Annotated in this window: 15 protein-coding genes, 3 tRNA genes, 1 other RNA gene and 1 other annotated feature; of the genes, 5 read left to right on the top strand and 14 right to left on the bottom strand. The window is 47.5% G+C overall.

Going from position 1 to position 18152, the window contains the following annotated elements:
- Positions 1-325: 325 nt before the first annotated feature.
- The 6 genes from KNO78_RS15310 to tadA form a co-directional block, all read right to left on the bottom strand.
- On the bottom strand, positions 326-550 hold the full coding sequence (locus KNO78_RS15310) for a YaaL family protein (protein ID WP_031424056.1): 225 nt from the start codon (positions 548-550) through the stop codon (positions 326-328).
- Positions 547-1146 (bottom strand): recombination mediator RecR, encoded by a 600-nt coding sequence (gene recR / locus KNO78_RS15305; RefSeq protein ID WP_012727753.1) that lies wholly within the window; start codon positions 1144-1146, stop codon positions 547-549. Before recR ends, KNO78_RS15310 begins: the two co-directional genes overlap by 4 nt.
- Positions 1147-1168: 22 nt before the next feature.
- Positions 1169-1486 carry a YbaB/EbfC family nucleoid-associated protein gene (locus tag KNO78_RS15300; RefSeq protein WP_012727754.1) on the bottom strand — a complete coding sequence of 106 codons (318 nt, stop codon included), beginning with the start codon at positions 1484-1486 and terminating at the stop codon, positions 1169-1171.
- 14 nt (positions 1487-1500) lie between these two features.
- Complete coding sequence (gene dnaX / locus KNO78_RS15295) at positions 1501-3177, bottom strand: DNA polymerase III subunit gamma/tau (RefSeq protein WP_074035280.1); 1677 nt, start codon at positions 3175-3177, stop codon at positions 1501-1503.
- Between the two features lie 94 nt (positions 3178-3271).
- Positions 3272-3539: signal recognition particle sRNA large type (ffs, locus tag KNO78_RS15290), an RNA gene on the bottom strand.
- 53 nt (positions 3540-3592) lie between these two features.
- Entirely contained in the window at positions 3593-4093 is a 501-nt protein-coding gene (gene tadA / locus KNO78_RS15285) for a tRNA adenosine(34) deaminase TadA (RefSeq protein WP_074035279.1), read from the bottom strand.
- Between the two features lie 121 nt (positions 4094-4214).
- Between tadA and KNO78_RS15280 the strand changes: the two genes are divergently transcribed.
- A complete protein-coding gene (locus tag KNO78_RS15280) occupies positions 4215-4850 on the top strand; it encodes a deoxynucleoside kinase (RefSeq protein ID WP_012727757.1) in 636 nt (211 codons plus the stop codon).
- Positions 4847-5518: a deoxynucleoside kinase gene (locus tag KNO78_RS15275; protein WP_074035276.1), complete on the top strand. Its 672-nt coding sequence runs from the start codon at positions 4847-4849 to the stop codon at positions 5516-5518. The genes KNO78_RS15280 and KNO78_RS15275 overlap by 4 nt, the downstream gene beginning before the upstream one ends.
- A 120-nt stretch (positions 5519-5638) precedes the next feature.
- On the opposite strand, the gene KNO78_RS15270 is transcribed toward KNO78_RS15275, so the two are convergent.
- From KNO78_RS15270 to pdxS, 7 genes are all read right to left on the bottom strand, one after another.
- Positions 5639-5728 (bottom strand) — tRNA-Ser (locus KNO78_RS15270).
- A gap of 29 nt (positions 5729-5757) precedes the next feature.
- Positions 5758-5848: transfer RNA gene (locus KNO78_RS15265), tRNA-Ser, on the bottom strand.
- 37 nt (positions 5849-5885) lie between these two features.
- Positions 5886-5976: transfer RNA gene (locus KNO78_RS15260), tRNA-Ser, on the bottom strand.
- A gap of 138 nt (positions 5977-6114) precedes the next feature.
- Positions 6115-7398 carry a serine--tRNA ligase gene (gene serS, locus KNO78_RS15255; protein ID WP_012727759.1) on the bottom strand — a complete coding sequence of 428 codons (1284 nt, stop codon included), beginning with the start codon at positions 7396-7398 and terminating at the stop codon, positions 6115-6117.
- Positions 7399-7449: 51 nt separating this feature from the next.
- Positions 7450-7658, bottom strand: a binding site (T-box leader).
- A gap of 18 nt (positions 7659-7676) precedes the next feature.
- Positions 7677-8924, bottom strand: a complete 1248-nt coding sequence (locus tag KNO78_RS15250; protein ID WP_214691701.1) for a D-alanyl-D-alanine carboxypeptidase family protein — start codon at positions 8922-8924, stop codon at positions 7677-7679.
- An 85-nt stretch (positions 8925-9009) separates the two neighbouring features.
- Positions 9010-9588, bottom strand: coding sequence for a pyridoxal 5'-phosphate synthase glutaminase subunit PdxT (gene pdxT, locus KNO78_RS15245; RefSeq protein ID WP_074035275.1), 579 nt, complete (start codon positions 9586-9588; stop codon positions 9010-9012).
- Position 9589: 1 nt separating this feature from the next.
- Positions 9590-10480 (bottom strand): pyridoxal 5'-phosphate synthase lyase subunit PdxS, encoded by an 891-nt coding sequence (pdxS, locus tag KNO78_RS15240; protein WP_214691700.1) that lies wholly within the window; start codon positions 10478-10480, stop codon positions 9590-9592.
- A 288-nt stretch (positions 10481-10768) separates the two neighbouring features.
- On the opposite strand from pdxS, the gene pdxR reads away from it, so the two are divergent.
- From pdxR to KNO78_RS15225, 3 genes are all read left to right on the top strand, one after another.
- On the top strand, positions 10769-12172 hold the full coding sequence (gene pdxR / locus KNO78_RS15235; RefSeq protein ID WP_214691699.1) for a MocR-like pyridoxine biosynthesis transcription factor PdxR: 1404 nt from the start codon (positions 10769-10771) through the stop codon (positions 12170-12172).
- Complete coding sequence (locus KNO78_RS15230; RefSeq protein ID WP_214691698.1) at positions 12169-12789, top strand: class A sortase; 621 nt, start codon at positions 12169-12171, stop codon at positions 12787-12789. The genes pdxR and KNO78_RS15230 overlap by 4 nt, the downstream gene beginning before the upstream one ends.
- A gap of 140 nt (positions 12790-12929) precedes the next feature.
- Positions 12930-16352: an alpha-amylase family glycosyl hydrolase gene (locus KNO78_RS15225; protein WP_214691697.1), complete on the top strand. Its 3423-nt coding sequence runs from the start codon at positions 12930-12932 to the stop codon at positions 16350-16352.
- 40 nt (positions 16353-16392) lie between these two features.
- On the opposite strand, the gene guaB is transcribed toward KNO78_RS15225, so the two are convergent.
- Positions 16393-17856: an IMP dehydrogenase gene (gene guaB / locus KNO78_RS15220; protein ID WP_074035270.1), complete on the bottom strand. Its 1464-nt coding sequence runs from the start codon at positions 17854-17856 to the stop codon at positions 16393-16395.
- Positions 17857-18152: the final 296 nt, after the last annotated feature.

Here is an 18152-nt window from a genome sequence, read left to right as displayed (position 1 = left end):
TGACGAAGCTTGCGCTTCATTCAAAAATTGTAAAACTTTTTTTGCCTCATCGTTCAGTTTTCAAAGTTCGTCTGCCGCTCTTGGCGACTTAAATATCTTACCAAGTGGAGAACAAAAGGTCAACCACTTTTTAAAAATATTTTTTGTTTTCTTCGTCGCTTATCTCGGCGACGTCTATTAATATATCAGTAAAATAATAACCACGCAACCCTTTTTGTTAAAAAGATTAGAGAAATATATAAAAACTTCATTTGTTCAACCAAAACGATTTTTTTCTTTCATTATATAGGACTAAAAATAAAGAAGGCGCGCCATTGGCGTCGCCTTAAGAACGAAGAGACGATAACGAAACATTTCGCTTCTTTGCTTCTTTCAAATAGAAGAAGTAGAGAGCTTCCGCTTGCTTCACTTGAGCAGCTAGCTCTCCCGTGTCCTCTATGCTGACTTCAAGAATCCGACGTTTCGATTCAAACTTAGCCTTAGCTTCTAGCAACTCAGTCAGTAGTCGTTGATCATAATCATCTCTTAACGACTTACGAAACCATTTCATAGTTCTCTTCTACCTTCCATCGCCCGAGATAATGTCACTTCATCCGCATACTCCAAATCTCCACCGACTGGTAAACCATGGGCAAGACGCGTCACGCGAATTCCCGTCGGTTTGAGTAGTCTCGATAAATACATCGAAGTCGCTTCCCCTTCAATGTTCGGGTTGGTCGCTAAAATCACTTCTTGAATCGACTCGTTCTCTTGTAAACGTGTCAGCAAACTTGAAACATTAATATCCTCTGGACCAATCCCTTCCATTGGACTAATGGCTCCATGAAGAACATGATACTTCCCTCTGTACTCCCGCATCTTCTCCATAGCAATCACGTCTCTTGAGTCTTGAACCACACAAACCACCGTTTCATCCCGATGTGAGTCTTTGCAGATTGCACACGGATCAATATCTGTGATGTGGCCACACACGGTACAATACTTTATGTCACGCTTCGCACTCACGAGAGATTTCGCGAACGTCAACACATCGTCTTCTTCCATATCTAATACATGGAATGCTAAACGTACCGCAGTTTTCGGTCCAATCCCAGGTAACTTCGTAAAACTCTCAATCAATCGTCCAATGGCTTCAGGGTATTGCAACTCGCATCGATCCTTTCTTCACTTAAAAGCCTGGGAGGTTCATCCCTTGTGTGAAACGTCCCATCTTATCATTCACAAGCTGATCCGCTTGTTTCATTGCATCATTGATTGCTGCTAAGACGAGATCTTGTAACATATCCACATCGTCCGGATCGACAACGTCTTCAGCAATAATGACGTCTAAAACTTCTTTATGACCGCTGACGACAACTTTCACCATGCCGCCTCCCGCTGTTCCTTCAACCGATAACTCTTTTAATTCCTCTTGAGCTTTCGCCATATCTTTTTGCATCTTTTGCATCTGTTTCATCATGTTGTTCATGTTTCCCATTCCACGCATTCAGAGCGCCTCCCTTATGTTTCTTCGATTTCAACGACATCGCCAAAACGTTCCATCGCCTGCGCAACTAGCGGATCCTCGGTTTCCGGCTCTTCGACTTGTTCCGTTCGTTCTGCTTGTTTTTGAAGGATGAACTCATTTTTTAGTTCATTCCAATCCGTCTCAAGCACCGCCATGATTTCGCGACGAATCCCCGTCACTTCGAATAACGCCTGTTCAATCACATCGCGCGTACGACCATTTGAACTCACTTGTTCATAGTGCCATGTCATTCCATCTTTAAATTGTACCAGTAAGGTGTCACTTGCACAAAGGACAGCTTCACTTTCATAGAAGAGAGCGAAAATCGGACCATCTTGTATCCGAATATTCGTCATGATATCTCCCCAGCTGTCGCGAATCGCATTCAAATGCTGCCGTTCGGCCCGTTGCAAGAGTTGGCGAATCCGTTCTTTAGGCACCCGGATTTGTGTCCGTTTCGGAGCAGGCTTCGGCTTTTCTGCTTCTCCACCTGTCACGACAACACCATTCTTCTTCACTTCATTTAATTCACGGCTCAGTTCACGCACTTGATCTTGTAGTTGTGTCATTTGCTCACTAATTGTACGGCCTTGTTCCGCGATCCGGATGAATGTTAACTCCACCAACACTTTCGGATGGTTAGATAACCTCATCTGCTGTTGGCAATCATTGAGCTCTTCAATCACTTGGAACAATTCATCCGTTGAAGTCGCTTCGACGAACTGACGAAACTCGTCAGTCGGACGAGCACGTTCCAATAAGTCAGCTGCTTGTGGAGATGCTTTCAAGAGTAACGCATCCCGATGAACGAACACTAAATCTTCGATGAAACGTTTCAAGTCCTTCCCTTCACGTAACATCAATTCAAGCGTACTCAAAATGGCATTTAATTCTTTCCGTTGGAGACCATACGCCATGTCGAGCAATGTTTCATCCGTCACGGCACCCGTGACTTCTAACACTGCTTCTTCCGTCAACCGCTCATCACTGAATGCGAGCGCCTGATCGAGTAAGCTGAGGGCATCCCGCATCCCGCCATCGGCAGCACGTGCGATGAGCTTCAATGCTTCCGGGTCATAGTCATGGTCTTGGTCGTTCAAAATATAGGCCATCCGCGTTTGCAATTGACTCACTTCATGTCTTTTGACATCGAATCGCTGACAGCGGGAAATGATCGTGGCCGGAATTTTATGTGGTTCTGTCGTGGCCAAGATGAATATCGCATGTGCCGGTGGTTCCTCAAGCGTCTTTAACAACGCGTTGAATGCACCGGTCGATAACATATGCACTTCATCAATGATGTATACTTTGTAACGCCCTTGGGACGGCGGATATTTGACTTTGTCTCGAATCTCCCGAATTTCGTCAACCCCGTTGTTCGATGCGGCATCAATTTCAAACACGTCGGGACTCGTCCCTTCCGTGATGGCGATACACGTCGGACAGGTGTTACATGGTTCACGTGTCGGCGCGCTTTCACAGTTGATTGCCTTGGCAATGATTTTCGCCAAACTCGTCTTCCCCGTTCCACGTGGGCCGGAAAATAGGTACGCATGTGACATCCGCTCCTCTAACAGAGCATTTTGAATCGTACGTGTGATATGGACTTGACCGACGACCTCTTGAAACGATTGAGGTCTATATACACGATATAACGCTTGATACGCCATGAGTTCGCCTCCTTCCCTACTGTTCTTCTCTATCTCATCATACAAAAAAATCTACAGCCCGGGGGCCATAGATTGAAGTTATAAAATAAATCTGCCGCGCACCGATTTCTGAAAGCACGTCAACATGCGTTACTCATGCAGTTTGCTCAGCCCAAGCACCCCTGCGGCACACGGTACGTCACCACTTAAGGCTGCTTCCTTCCGGACCTGACCTGGTTCATGGGTGACCGTTGCGCAGGACTCAGACGTCAACGCCACTTACATAAGGCAGACCACACCAGCGCACTCCCTCGAATCGGGATTCAGTCTCGCTACAGCGGATTGCGAGTGACAGGGCACCGCTACCTCCCCACCTAGCACGGCAAATGGGTAAATGAAATTAGGCACTACCTCGAGTGCTATTACATTATACTGTTTAATCGATTGGGTTGCAACCTCTCTGATTGAGTCGTTCTTGTTTCTTCCTTTCTCGAAGCGCTCGGAAGAAATCTGTCAGGAGCTGTCCACATTCTTCTGCTAAAACATTTTCTGTCACTTCGGCTTGGTGATTGAACCGCTCATCCTGCACCAAGTTCATCAACGTCCCACAACATCCACCTTTCGGGTCGTGGGCACCGAAAATGACACGTTTCACGCGAGACAACACGATTGCGCCCGCACACATCGGACACGGTTCAAGGGTAACGTATAGTTCGCAGTCTTCTAATCGCCAATTCCCTAGTGTCTCATTGGCCGTTTCAATCGCAATCAGCTCGGCGTGTGCTGCCGCCAATCGATCCGTCTCACGACGATTGTGCCCGGTTGCGATCACCTGGTCTCCCTTCACGATCACACAACCAATCGGCACCTCGCCAATGGCTTCTGCTTTCTTTGCTTCTTCGATGGCCAACTGCATAAATCGCTCATCACGTTCCATCGATTCACCTCATTTCTTATTTAAAACTATGAAAAAAAATGAAAATCAAATCCCTCGCCATATCGCTCGTATTGTGTGCTAGAATGGAACTTGCACTTTGGATAATGGAGGATGACATCATATGTTTATAACGGTAGAAGGACCGATTGGTGTCGGGAAAACATCACTGGCCCATATCATCAGTCAGCATTTCTCGATGCAGATGCTGAATGAAATTGTAGAAGAGAACCCATTTCTCGGCAAGTTTTATGAAGATATCGAAGAATGGAGTTTCCAAACGGAAATGTTCTTCTTGTGCAATCGATTCAAGCAGTTGGATGATATTCACAAACACCACTTGAGTCAGCAACAATCCGTCGTTTCGGACTATCATATTTTCAAAAACTTGATTTTTGCTCACCGTTCGCTGAAACCGGCACACTTGAACAAGTACGAGCAGATTTATAAGATTTTGACACATGATATGCCGAAACCTGATGTCGTCATTTACTTACATGCCAGCATTGAGACATTAATGAAACGAGTCGCCTTGCGTGGACGTGAAGTGGAAGAAAATATGTCTCGTGATTACCTCGAACAACTTGCTCACGACTATGAGACGTTTGTTGAATCGTATCGCGCGGCCCATCCAGAAGTGAAGATTCTCTCGTTCAGTGGGGATGAACTCGACTTTGTACACAATCCGGACGACTTGACTCATGTCCTAAAAACGATTGAGCGTGAATTAGAATTAACTAAAGGAGCCCAAATAAAATGAAGCTGATTGATAAATATAACATCCCGAACGATACAATCATTACAATCGGGGGAATGGTCGGGATCGGGAAATCAACGATCACCAATTCGTTAGCCGATGCATTGAATTTCCGAACGTCTCTCGAAAAAGTAGATACCAACCCTTACCTCGATAAATTCTATCATGATTTCGAACGTTGGAGCTTCCATCTTCAAATTTACTTCTTGGCAGAACGTTTTAAAGAACAGAAGAAAATCTTCCAATACGGTGGCGGCTTCATCCAAGATCGTTCAATCTATGAAGATACAGGCATCTTCGCCAAGATGCACTATGAAAAAGGGACGATGTCACCAACAGACTACGAAACGTATTCTAGTTTGTTCGAGGCAATGGTGTTGACACCGTTCTTCCCGCACCCGGATCTATTAATCTATCTTGAAGGTTCGTTCGAACAAGTACTCGAACGCATTCAGATGCGCGGTCGCGAGATGGAACAGCAAACACCAATCGCTTATTGGGAAGAGATGTACACCCGCTACACAGAATGGATCAACAACTTCAACCTGTGCCCGGTATTGCGTCTCTCGATCGAAGAGTATGACCTCATCAACGACCCAGATTCAGTCGAACTCATTCTTGAGAAAATTGAAAAGCAACTCACGATTGCACGCGAAGCAAAAGTGAGATAATCAATAGAAGGATTGCGCCAACGAAAGCGTAATCCTTCTTTTTGTGCATAAAAAAATCCACAGCGCTTATGTCTGTGGATACAAAAAATGCATCTGCCTCTGCAGATGCCCGATTGAAAGCGGAGTTGGTGGGATTCGAACCCACGCGAGCCTTGCGACTCCTAACGGATTTCGAGTCCGTCCCCTTCAGCCGGACTTGGGTACAACTCCAGGCCTAAAAAAGTGTAAAAAAAAGAAAGTGGAGGAGGTGGTGGGATTCGAACCCACGCAGGCTATTACACCCCTGACGGTTTTCAAGACCGTTCCCTTAAACCACTTGGGTACACCTCCAAAAGATATAAAATTGTGTGAGCCTCCAAAAAAGAAATGGAGGAGGTGGTGGGATTCGAACCCACGCAGGCTGTTACACCCCTGACGGTTTTCAAGACCGTTCCCTTAAACCACTTGGGTACACCTCCAAAGCTCATATGCAATTCGTGAGCAACAGTGTCGCTCGACATGATTTATAGTACCAACTGAAGAGACAGATGTCAAACCCTTTTGTGAAAAAACATTAAAAAAATTGAGCAGCCTCAAAATCGAGGCTGCTCAAGCGTTTAGTTCGGCATTTCAATCTTTTCTTTTCCACCCATGTAAGGACGAAGAACTTCTGGAATCACGACCGATCCATCCGCTTGTTGATAATTTTCAAGAATCGCTGCGACCGTTCGTCCGACCGCCAAACCTGAACCGTTCAACGTATGCACAAACTCAGGTTTCGCATTGGCGTCACGACGGAAACGAATTCCCGCACGACGCGCTTGGAAATCTTCAAAGTTTGAGCAAGACGAGATTTCACGATAGACCCCTTGTGCCGGCATCCATACTTCAATATCGTATTTTTTCGCGGCAGTGAATCCGAGATCTGCCGTACACATGCTGAGCACTTGATAAGGAAGGCCTAGACGTTTTAAGACTTCTTCAGCATGACCTGTCAACAGTTCCAATTGCTCATAAGACTCTTCCGGTTTTACGAAACGGACGAGCTCGACTTTATTGAATTGGTGCTGACGAATTAATCCACGTGTGTCACGTCCCGCTGACCCAGCTTCAGAACGGAAGTTTGCACTATATGCAGTATACGCGATTGGAAGTTGTGTTTCCGGAAGAATTTCTTCACGGTGCATGTTCGTGACCGGTACTTCAGCAGTCGGAACGAGGAAGTAGTTCGTATCCGCTACTTTAAATGCATCCTCTTCAAATTTAGGAAGCTGACCCGTTCCTGTCATCGAATCTCGATTGACCATGTAAGGAGGTAACACTTCAGCGTACCCATGCTCATCTGAATGAAGGTCCATCATAAAGTTGATGAGGGCACGTTCTAAGCGAGCGCCTAATCCTTTATAGAAGACGAAGCGGCTACCTGTTACTTTTCCAGCGCGCTCGACATCGACGATTTGAAGATCTTCCATCACGTCCCAATGTTGCTTAGGCTCGAAATCAAACTCAGGCTTTGTCCCGATTTCGCGAATCGTCACGTTGTCGTCTTCCGTTTCGCCGATTGGTGTTGATTCGTGCGGGATATTTGGGATGCTGAGTAAAATCAAGTTGAGTTCTGCCTCAACTTCGCGTAACTCTTCGTCCAACAGTTTGATTTCATCGCCGAGGCGACGTGTCTCTAAAATCGGACCTTCGGCATCTTCTTTGTTCCGCTTCAATTCAGCGATCTGTTTTGTCGCTTCGTTGCGCTTCGCTTTCTTCACTTCGACTTCGTTGATCAAGTCGCGACGTTTCTCCTCTAGTTGTGGGAAGCGGTCAAGTGCACTCAAGTCTTCCCCCCGGTGAGCTAACTTTTCTTTAATCCCTTCAAAATCCTGTCGCAAACGTTTAATGTCTAACATTGCTATTCCTCCTTTTTCATATAAAAAAGGTGGCACGTCCCTTTCCCGTAGGAAAGGGACGAACCACCTTGGATCCGCGTTGCCACCCTCGTTGCCCAAATGTTTGAGCCACTCGATGCACGTAACGTGTGCGAACGTGACTTGTTTCCAAGTCAATGCTCCGAGGCCGATTCGGTCACGTCATCTCACTAGTTTGCACCAACCACTAGCTCTCTGTCAGTAGACGTACGTAACGTACTTATTCTCATCATCGCATCTGTCATTGAATTAATCTTACTTTACAACATCTCAACTTGTTCGACAAGACTGATTTTTCCAAGTGCGAGTCGGATTTGATCGAGGAAATCCAAAAAAGCTCGTGTTATTCTCGTCAAGAACGAGGCGGTATCGACCGACTCCGCTGTAACAAGTGCCATCTTAGGAGGAGCCTCTCCCTCTAAATAGCGTACGTTCTCCGAAGAATCGATGGTGACCATGCCTGCCTGTGTGTCAGCCTTAATCGGAGCCTCTAAATCAAGCAGATCATATTCGGGCTCCGGTACGGGTTTTCCTTTTTCAACCAACACCTCAAAATCGTTTGTCGTCCGGACCGCGACTTGCTCTTCCTCGCCTTGAGAGACCGTTGCCATCTTGGAGATTGTCTCCCCCATCCGCAAGATTGGGGTCATGACGAAATCCGCATAAGCATAATCATGTAGCGCTTTCGTTGCTGCATAACGTCCCTCGTCCGATGTTGCACCGAGGACGACCGACAAAACGGTACGCCCATCCCGTGTGGATACGCCGATGAAACAATATCCCGCCTCATTCGTCGTGCCTGTCTTGAAGCCGAGCATTCCCGGATAAGCGAGGTCACGATTAGCGAGCATGCGATTCGTCGCATCAAATCGAACACCGTCGACGTCCACGTATGCCCGCTTCGTCACGTCGAGCACTTCCGGATACGTCGTCAAATACGCGATCGCGAGCTTCATCAAGTCCTTAGCAGACGTCAAGTTGTCTCCCGGTAGGCCAGCGGATTCAGAATCGAGTCCTGAGGCGTTCGCGAACGTCGTTTGCGTCATCCCTAATTCATCAGCCCGGCGATTCATCTCTTTGACGAATGCCTCTTCCGAACCGGATACGGCCTCCCCGAGCGTTACGGCCGCTTCATTCGCTGAACGAATCAACGCGGCATCGTATAATTCTTTGACGGTATATGGTTTATTTAACAGCGGGATTCGTGCCAACCCCGGCTTTCTCGTCAACGCCAAAGCAGCATCGCTCGGTGTGATTTCTTGTGTCCAACTGAGTTTCCCTGCCTGAATCGCCTCACGCGTCAAAAATGCAGTCATCAGCTTCGTGATTGAAGCCGGCTGAAGCATCGAATCTTCTTGTTTGGCAAATAGAACTTGTCCTGTCGTCACGTCTACAAGCATCGCGCTTGCTGCATCCACTTTCGGAGCGGCCGCAGAGGCAGCCGATGGCAACATGGTCTGTATGACGAATACGACAGTGAGCAATATGATGAAATAACGGGCCTTCACATCGTTTCCCCTTTCTGTACGCTTCTTTGTTCAGTGTAACAAAAAATAAGTTTGAAGGACCCCCTTTTTGCGAGGTCCCTCAAACTTATACATGTTGACTCTGATTCGCTTTGACCATCTCGATAAAATAGCGATGTAACGAGAGGTCATCCGTCAATTCGGGATGGAACGAGCAAGCCAGATACTGATTGTAACGGACCGCCACAATCGCTTCCTCCACTTCAGCGAGCACATCTACTTCCGGTTCGACACGTGCCACTTGTGGGGCACGAATAAAGACCGCTTCGACTGGCTCATCGATCCCTTTCACTGGAAGGTCGACTTCAAAACTGTCGACCTGACGTCCGAACGCATTGCGTTTCACTGTCATCGGGATTTTCTTCAAGTGGGCGTCATACCCTTCGACTTCGTTCGCGAGAAGAATCATGCCGGCACATGTGCCGAACATTGGTAACGTTTCCGTCTCTCGAAGTGGTTCAAGTAATCCATAACGATCGAGTAGTCGACGCATTGCCGTGCTCTCTCCACCTGGTAACACGAGTCCGTCAATTGACTCCAAGTCTTCTACCGAGCGAACGACAACGGTTCGAGCACCGAGCGCTTCCAGCATGCGAACATGCTCACGAATCGCACCTTGCATTCCTAATACGCCAATCGTTACCATCTTACCAGCCTCGTGGTGCCATGAGTTCTTCTTCTTTGAGTGTGCGGACGTCGAGTCCTTTCATCGCCTCACCCAATCCTTTTGACAAGTGTGCGATTCGCTCATAGTCATCGTGATACGTTGTTGCTTCTACAATGGCACGTGCAAATTTTTCTGGGTTCTCCGCTTTGAAAATACCAGATCCGACAAAGACTCCATCTGCCCCGAGGTGCATCATCAAGGCAGCATCCGCTGGTGTCGCGATTCCACCTGCTGCGAAGTTTACGACCGGCAGACGGCCCACTTCACGGATTTGCATCAATACTTCAAACGGTGCACCGAGGTCGCGCGCCTCTGTCATGACCTCATCTACGCTCATCGACAAGAGACGTTTCACTTGAGCTTGTACTGTACGCATATGACGAACCGCTTCGACGATGTTCCCTGTTCCCGGCTCCCCTTTTGTACGAATCATCGCTGCCCCTTCACCGATACGGCGGGCTGCTTCACCGAGGTCGCGTGCTCCACATACGAACGGCGCCGTATAGTCGCGCTTGTACAAGTGGAACTCTTCGTCGGCTGGTGTCAACACTTCGCTCTCGTCAATGAAGTCGACCCCCATCGACTCGAGGACACGTGCTTCAGCGATATGCCCGATCCGGCATTTTGCCATAACCGGCACAGATACTGCCCCCATGACGTCTTCGATGATTGTCGGGTCAGCCATACGGGCAACGCCACCCATTTTACGGATATCTGATGGTACACGTTCGAGCGCCATGACAGCCACAGCACCGGCAGCTTCAGCGATTTTCGCCTGTTCAGCGTTGATGACGTCCATGATGACGCCACCTTTTTGCATTTCAGCCATCCCACGTTTTACTTTATCTGTCCCTACTTGTCTCTTTTCCATTGAAATCCCTCCATTGATTCGTGTTCTACTTGCTAGTATAAGTTGAATTGACTATATTAAAAGTGCCAGTTTCTCATTATTTAAAGTGGTCAGTTTTAAATAAAGGACTCTATTTCATCTATCACGAACCTGTTGAAGTATAAAGGAGGAATACGTATGTTAAACCGCGATTCGTTTGATGGGGATCATCGTGCCTCATTCGGGACACCCGGGATTGTCTCTTTCATCATCATTCTTGGGTTTATGCTCTACTTCTTTTTTGGTTCGTAAAGAAAGGAACGTCACACCATGGATATGCTTACCTTATCGCTTGATCAAGAATCGTCCATCCCGCTTTACGAGCAATTGTATAAGCACATTCGGGATGCCATCCTCGACGATACGTTAAAGACAGGAACCAAATTACCTTCAAAGCGTAAGCTCTCTCAATTTTTAGATGTCTCGCAGACCACGGTCGAGTTCGCGTATGCCCAGTTACTCGCCGAAGGATACATCGAGTCCATTCCTCGAAAAGGATTTTATGTGTTACCTCAAGAGGAACTGTACGTCCGGCGCTCGAGTAGTACCATCACACCAGCCCCTCAGCGAAAGACATATGATTATGATGTTTCCCCGAGTCAAATCGACACGACTGCCTTCCCGTTTGAACGATGGAAGCGACACATCAAACATGTCGTCGATGACGTGAATCATGAATTACTTGCGTTAGGTTCTGTTCAAGGAGATCTAGAATTACGCCAAGAAATCGCCACATATCTTTATCACTCCCGTGGCGTACAGTGCTCACCAGAACAGATCATCGTCGGGTCCGGTACGGAACAGCTGTTGCCACAACTCTTGAATCTATTACCGGACTCGTCTATCTTCGGGATCGAAGACCCTGGTTATCCGCTCACGCGATTGTTGTTCGAACAACAAGGACGCACATCGATTCCTATTCCCGTAGACGATAGTGGTGTTTGTGTGAATGAGCTCGAGCGTCATGCAATCGATGCACTATATGCCACACCTGCTCATCAATTTCCGACAGGGACCGTCCTGTCTGTCAGTCGAAGGCAACGTTTGTTAAATTGGGCACTCGTCCATCAGACGTATATCATCGAAGACGATTACGACAGCGAGTTTCGCTATAGCGGCAAGCCGATTCCGTCACTGCAGAGCATGGACCCGAACGAACGGGTTATCTATATCAGTACGTTTTCAAAATCTCTCATGCCATCCTTACGCATCGGCTATATGGTCTTACCGACACCCTTGTTAAACCGTTACCGGGAACGACACCAGTATTTCACCTGTAGCGTTCCCCGGTTCGAACAACAGACGTTGGCCTTATTCATGTCGAGCGGTGACTTTGAGAAGCATTTGAACCGGATGCGAAAAATATACCGTCGTAAGTTAGAAAGTGTCCTCTCCGCCTTCCGACCATTCGAACCGACCGTCACCGTGACCGGAGCAAGTGCCGGATTGCACGTCGTGTTGACCATCGCGACCGAGCGAACAGAGCAAGAATTGAAGCGGTCCGCCGAATCCGCCGGAATCGCCATTAAATCCATGAACGACTATCGTATCGTGCATCCGGACTCCCACAAGCAATTTCTGTTCGGGTTTGCGCATTTGTCTGAGTCGACTTTACCTGACGTGATCGTTCAGTTGATGCTTGCGTGGGAAGTTTCAAAAGGAGGGAAGTCATGAATCGACGTATCCGGTGGCTCATCGGACTTTTACTCATTGGGAGCGGCACCCTCTTTTTGACGAGTCCGATTTGGAAAAATGCCATTGCTAGTTCGACGAGTGAATACGTGGTGGAACAGATGGAATTTCAAGAAGAGAGCGAATTTGATCCAAGTTATGATTTTAAAGCCGTCAGTCCACTCTCTGTATCGGACGTCCTACAAGCGCGCAATCGGTTTCATAATTTGCCGACAATCGGCGTGATTTCAATTCCCGATGTCTCACTGAAACTTCCCATCATGAAAGGCTTGGACAATGAAAGTCTCGCGGTAGGCACCGGAACGATGCATCCTGAACAAGAGATGGGCAAAGGGAACTACGCGCTCGCCGGCCACTACCTACAACGAGCAACTGCCCTATTCGGACCGCTCCATGAAATCGAGGTCGGTGCCACGATCTACCTTCAAGATGAAACGCAAACGTACGAGTATGTAGTCACTTCGCTTGAAACCGTTTCTCCTGAACGAGTCGATGTATTAGATGTCACCTCAACCCCAACCATCACGTTAATCACGTGTACGTTCGATACGACAGAGCGCCTGATTGTAAAAGGGAAGCTTGTCGCCTCATCCTCTTGACCGCTTCTCCTTTCAGAATAGGAGAGGCGGTTTATTATTTTTTCAAAAACATATTGTTAGCGCTTTCAAGTTCCGATAAACTATTTTTGAAAACGTTTGCATAAAAGTGTGCAAATCCATTTGACAGGAAGAGGTGCCTCATGAAAAAAACAACCGCTCGTCAGGCTTCAACGCTGATCCTTTCCGGAGCATTACTCATTCAAGCCGGTGTCCCGATGAACGCATTGGCCGAACCGACCATGATGACGATTGATGGATTGAAAACAGACTGGAGCTCGATCCCAGCCCTTGCGACTTCCCCGGCTACGGGTTGGCAAGGATTTGATGTCGGTGATTTATACATACAAAACGATGCTCAACATCTTTATTTTTATGTAGATGCGAACAATGTCCCGAATTGGGGCGACAACGGACAATACATTAACATCGCCCTTCAAATTAACGATGAAGATTCTGGCGTCTCTGAAAATCCACTCGGATACCCATTCGACTTTACAGGCGTCGACAAGGCACCTCAATATCATGTTCTCGTTCGTGTCGATGGCGATCAAAAAGTCAAAGAGGCCGCCCTTTATAAGGCCGGACAGGATACCCCACTCTTACAATTGAACCAATTGAACGGTGCGGCTTTCGCAGTGGACCGGACGAAAGGATTCGAAGGAAAGATTCCATTATCCTTACTCGGGCTAAACAATGGAGACCAAGTTCGTGCCTTGACTGTATTGAGCGGCAATAATGCAGGAGAGCATGGTGCATTCGATACGATTCCAAGTAACGCGGCCAACCAACTGGCGAACAGCTGGAACGTCGCTGCTACTCCGTCGACGCAATCCGTATATAGTGCCCCGGTCACGTTAAATGGGGTGGAGACGATTGATCAGCTTGAGGTCGTTTCGGTGACCCCGGCTTCATCCTCGATCGACGTGGATGTGTCTACCCCAATCACATGGACGTTCAACGAACCTGTCCGTCTCGATACTGAAGCAGTCACGCTTCAACAAGGAGAGACAAAAATCCCGGTCGACGTGACAACGAACGGTTCGACCGTGACACTTCAGCCGAAAGAGGCACTCGCACTCGACACGTCATATACGGCGACCATCCCAGCGGATGCGGTGACAGGGACGATTTCCAACACGTCACTCCCTGCCTTGACGACTTCGTTCAAAACGGCAACCAAGCTCGCCGATCCATGGGAAACGACTCGTTATATCGAGATGAAGTATGTCCGCGCGGATGGAGATTATACGGATTGGAACTTGTGGACGTGGAGCACCGGTAAAAAAGACGGCCAAGTTGACCCGTATCGTATCACGGAGGACGGGGCCATCTTCCGAATCCCCGTTGGCCAAGACGCCACCAAAGTCGGATTTGTGATCCGAAAAGGAACGGATTGGGCTGTGAAGGACGCATACGGAGAAGACAGATACGTCACGCTCGGAGAAGACCGTGTCACGAAGGTCCTCGTCGAAAGCGGCAAAGGTGTGTTCCATCAAGTTCCGACAGTCAACGGACCAGTGTACGGTACAGACGGGATCAGTTTCTTCTACCGCGATGTAGCACTCTATGAATCCGGAAAAATGAATGAAATCGAACAGGTCGCACTCAAAATCAATGATGAAACTTATCCGATGACGTATGAGCCTGAAAACGAATGGTTCCGCCACACAGTGCGTTTGCCTGAAGGCGTTCATGATTACACGTACCTCGTCACAAAAGACGGGGTGACGACTGAAGTGAAGGATCCGTACTTTGAGGCTTCTCAAATCGAGTATCGCCAACCGACCGTCAAACTCACTTCTTCAGTCAGTCCAAAAGCGATTAGCTCCAGAGAAAATGCCGTCCTACGGGTAAAACCAACCTTACCGAAGGGAGTGACGCTTCGTGAACTCTATATCGATGCACGACCTCTCGGAGGACCCGCTAAGTTGCACATCGACCGTGCATTGAATGCTCAAACCATTGCGGTGAAAGATACGATCAAACCAGGAAACAAGACGCTCTCTGTCACAGCCGTCGACCAGTATGGAAATGTCCATCGCTCGAAGACCACCATCCGTGTCGTTCCGAAATCGATGAAAGAGAAACAAGCATTTGATTGGGATGAGGCACGAATCTACTTCATGCTAACCGACCGCTTCTATAACGGGGATGTGTCCAATGATAATCCGAACCGTGAGTACTATGATAAAGACCATCTGGAATCGTACCATGGTGGAGACTTTGCGGGTGTCACAAAAAAACTCGATTATTTAGATGACTTAGGCATCAATACAATCTGGATTACACCGATTGTGGATAACATCGATTGGGATTTGCGTTATGGGAAAGATGGGTCTCAATATGGCTATCACGGATATTGGGCGAAAAACTTTGAAAAACTTGATGAACACCTTGGAGATATGGCCGCATTCCATAAATTGATTGACGAGGCGCATAAGCGTGGCATCAAAATTATGGTCGATGTCGTCTTGAACCATCCAGGCTACGGCATGGAACCAGGTGCAAGTTCAGCCGTCACGAATTTCCCGACGGATGCAGAACGACAAGTATTCGATGGCATGATTCGCGAGAATCCGGTCGATGGGGACGACCTCAGAATGTCCTTATCTGGTCTTCCTGATTTCAAGACCGAGGAAGCGGCCGTGCGGGAGCAATTGGTCAAATGGCAGACGGATTGGATCAAACGTTCGAAAACGAAAAAAGGAAATACGATCGACTATTTCCGTGTCGATACGGTCAAACATGTAGATTCAACGACGTGGAAATCATTCAAAAATGAGCTGACAACAATCAAGCCAGATTTCAAACTCATCGGCGAACACTATGGAGCCAGCATCAACAATACAGGCGGTTATCTGCGGAGTGGACAAATGGATTCCTTGCTCGACTTCGATTTTAAATACCAGGCCGAGCGATTCGTAAACGGCAACATTGAAGATGTAGAAAAATCGCTCCAATATCGGAATAACCAATTATCGAATGAAGCAACGCTTGGACAATTCTTAAGTAGCCACGACGAAGATGGATTCCTCGTCTCGCGCGCAGATGGAGACACAGGTAAGCAAATGGTCGCTGCCGCCCTTCAGATTACGGCCAAAGGTCAACCGGTCATCTATTACGGAGAAGAAGTCGGGCAATCTGGGAAACATGCAGGGGATATGGATAAAGGTGAGTTCAATGAGAACCGCTATGACTTTGACTGGTCACGTGTCAAAGGAGAAGGGAAAGCGATGCATACGCATTACCAAAAACTATTGAATATCCGTGCAGACTATTCTCACGTATTCAGTAAAGGAACACGATCATCCGTCTCTGTGAATGCCAATTCTGGTTACTCGATTTTTGAGCGGGCCTACGGCAAACAGTCCGTTCTCGTCGGATTGAACACGAAAGAGAAAGCACAAACCGTTTCATTTAAGACGTCGTATAAGGCGAAGACTATTTTGATTGACCGCTATAGCGGCAAATCATACACTGTTCAAAAAGACGGGAAGGTGACCGTCTCACTTCCTGCTCAAGATCAGGGAGGTACCGTCATTTTAGTCGAGAAACGCAAATAAAGAACCGCCATCCTGAGTGAACAGGATGGCGGCTTTTTCATTAACGTGAATAGTTTGGTGCTTCTTTTGTAATGTTGACATCGTGTGGGTGGCTCTCTTGGAGTCCAGCACCTGTCATACGAATGAACTGTGTATCTTCACGAAGGGCACGAATGTCGGCAGCGCCGCAATACCCCATACCTGAACGAAGACCACCGATCAATTGATAGACCGTGTCAGCCAGTTCACCGCGATACGCGACGCGACCTTCGATACCTTCAGGAACGAATTTTTTGTCTGCTTCTTGGAAGTAACGATCTTGGCTTCCGCGTTTCATCGATGCTTCTGATCCCATACCACGGTATGTCTTGAATTGACGACCTTGATAGATTTCCATTTCACCTGGGCTCTCTTTCACACCCGCAAGCAAGCTTCCGAGCATGACTGCATTGGCTCCAGCGGCGATGGCTTTGACGATATCACCAGAGTACTTAATTCCACCGTCAGCGATGACTGAGACACCGTGCTCTTTCGCTTCCATCACGCAATCATAGACTGCTGTGATTTGCGGAACACCGACACCTGCGACGACACGTGTCGTACAGATCGAGCCTGGTCCAATCCCAACTTTAATGACGGATGCTCCTGCTTCAATCAATGCACGCGTCGCTTCTGCTGTTGCCACGTTCCCTGCGATGATTGGAAGGGATGGGAACATATCACGTAACTCACGAACCTTTTCAAGTACGCCAGCTGAGTGACCGTGTGCCGTATCGATAACCAATGCATCCACACCTGCTTCAACCAACACTTGAGCACGTGAAGCTGCGTCTTTCGTCACACCGACTGCAGCTGCGACAAGAAGACGACCTTGCTTATCTTTTGCTGCGTTCGGGAACTGTTCGACCTTTTCGATATCTTTCGTCGTAATGAGACCTTTTAATACACCGTTCTCATCGACAAGTGGAAGTTTCTCGATGCGATGTTGATGAAGGATACGCTCGGCTTCTTCAAGCGATGTACCCACTTTTGCTGTGATGAGGTTCTCTGTCGTCATGACATCTTTGATTACCGTCGAATAGTCTTTGATGAAGCGAAGATCACGATTCGTTAAAATACCAATCAATTGACGTTCATCTTCTGAGTTGACGATTGGGACGCCCGAAATACGATACTTACTCATCAAGTATTCTGCATCGTATACTTGACGGTCTGGAGTTAAATAGAACGGGTTTGTGATGACACCATTTTCTGAGCGCTTTACGCGATCGACGTGCTCAGCCTGCATTTCCATCGACATATTCTTGTGAATGACACCTAAACCACCTTGACGGGCCATAGCAATCGCCATTGGGGCTTCAGTAACGGTATCCATACCGGCACTGATGATCGGAATATTTAATTCGAGTCCTTCACAGAGCTTCGTGCTTAAATCAACGTCACGTGGTAAAACATTTGAAAACCGTGGTACGAGTAATACATCATCAAATGTTAAACCTTCTTTTGCAAACTTATTTTCCCACATAAAAATTGATGGCCCCTTTCTCGTTCTACCTACATCTTTGTTTCGAAATATTTCTGTAATGGTAACAGGTATAACGTAAAAGTGCAATTCAATTCCCGATGTTCAGAAAGTTCAGAATTGTGTTCATTAACTTAAATAACATTAAAATTGTTCGGAATTTCATCGTGTGAACGAGCAGAATATGAAGTTCGATTTCATTATGAACGTAAAAAAACGACCGAGCGTATGCTCGGTCGTCCTGCGTTGTTGCCTGGCAACGTCCTATCCTCACAGGGGGAGATCCCCCAACTACTTTC

It is taken from the genome of Exiguobacterium sp. s132 (assembly GCF_018617235.1).
GTDB lineage: Bacteria > Bacillota > Bacilli > Exiguobacteriales > Exiguobacteriaceae > Exiguobacterium > Exiguobacterium profundum.
This window is presented reverse-complemented; position numbering and strand designations above follow the sequence as displayed.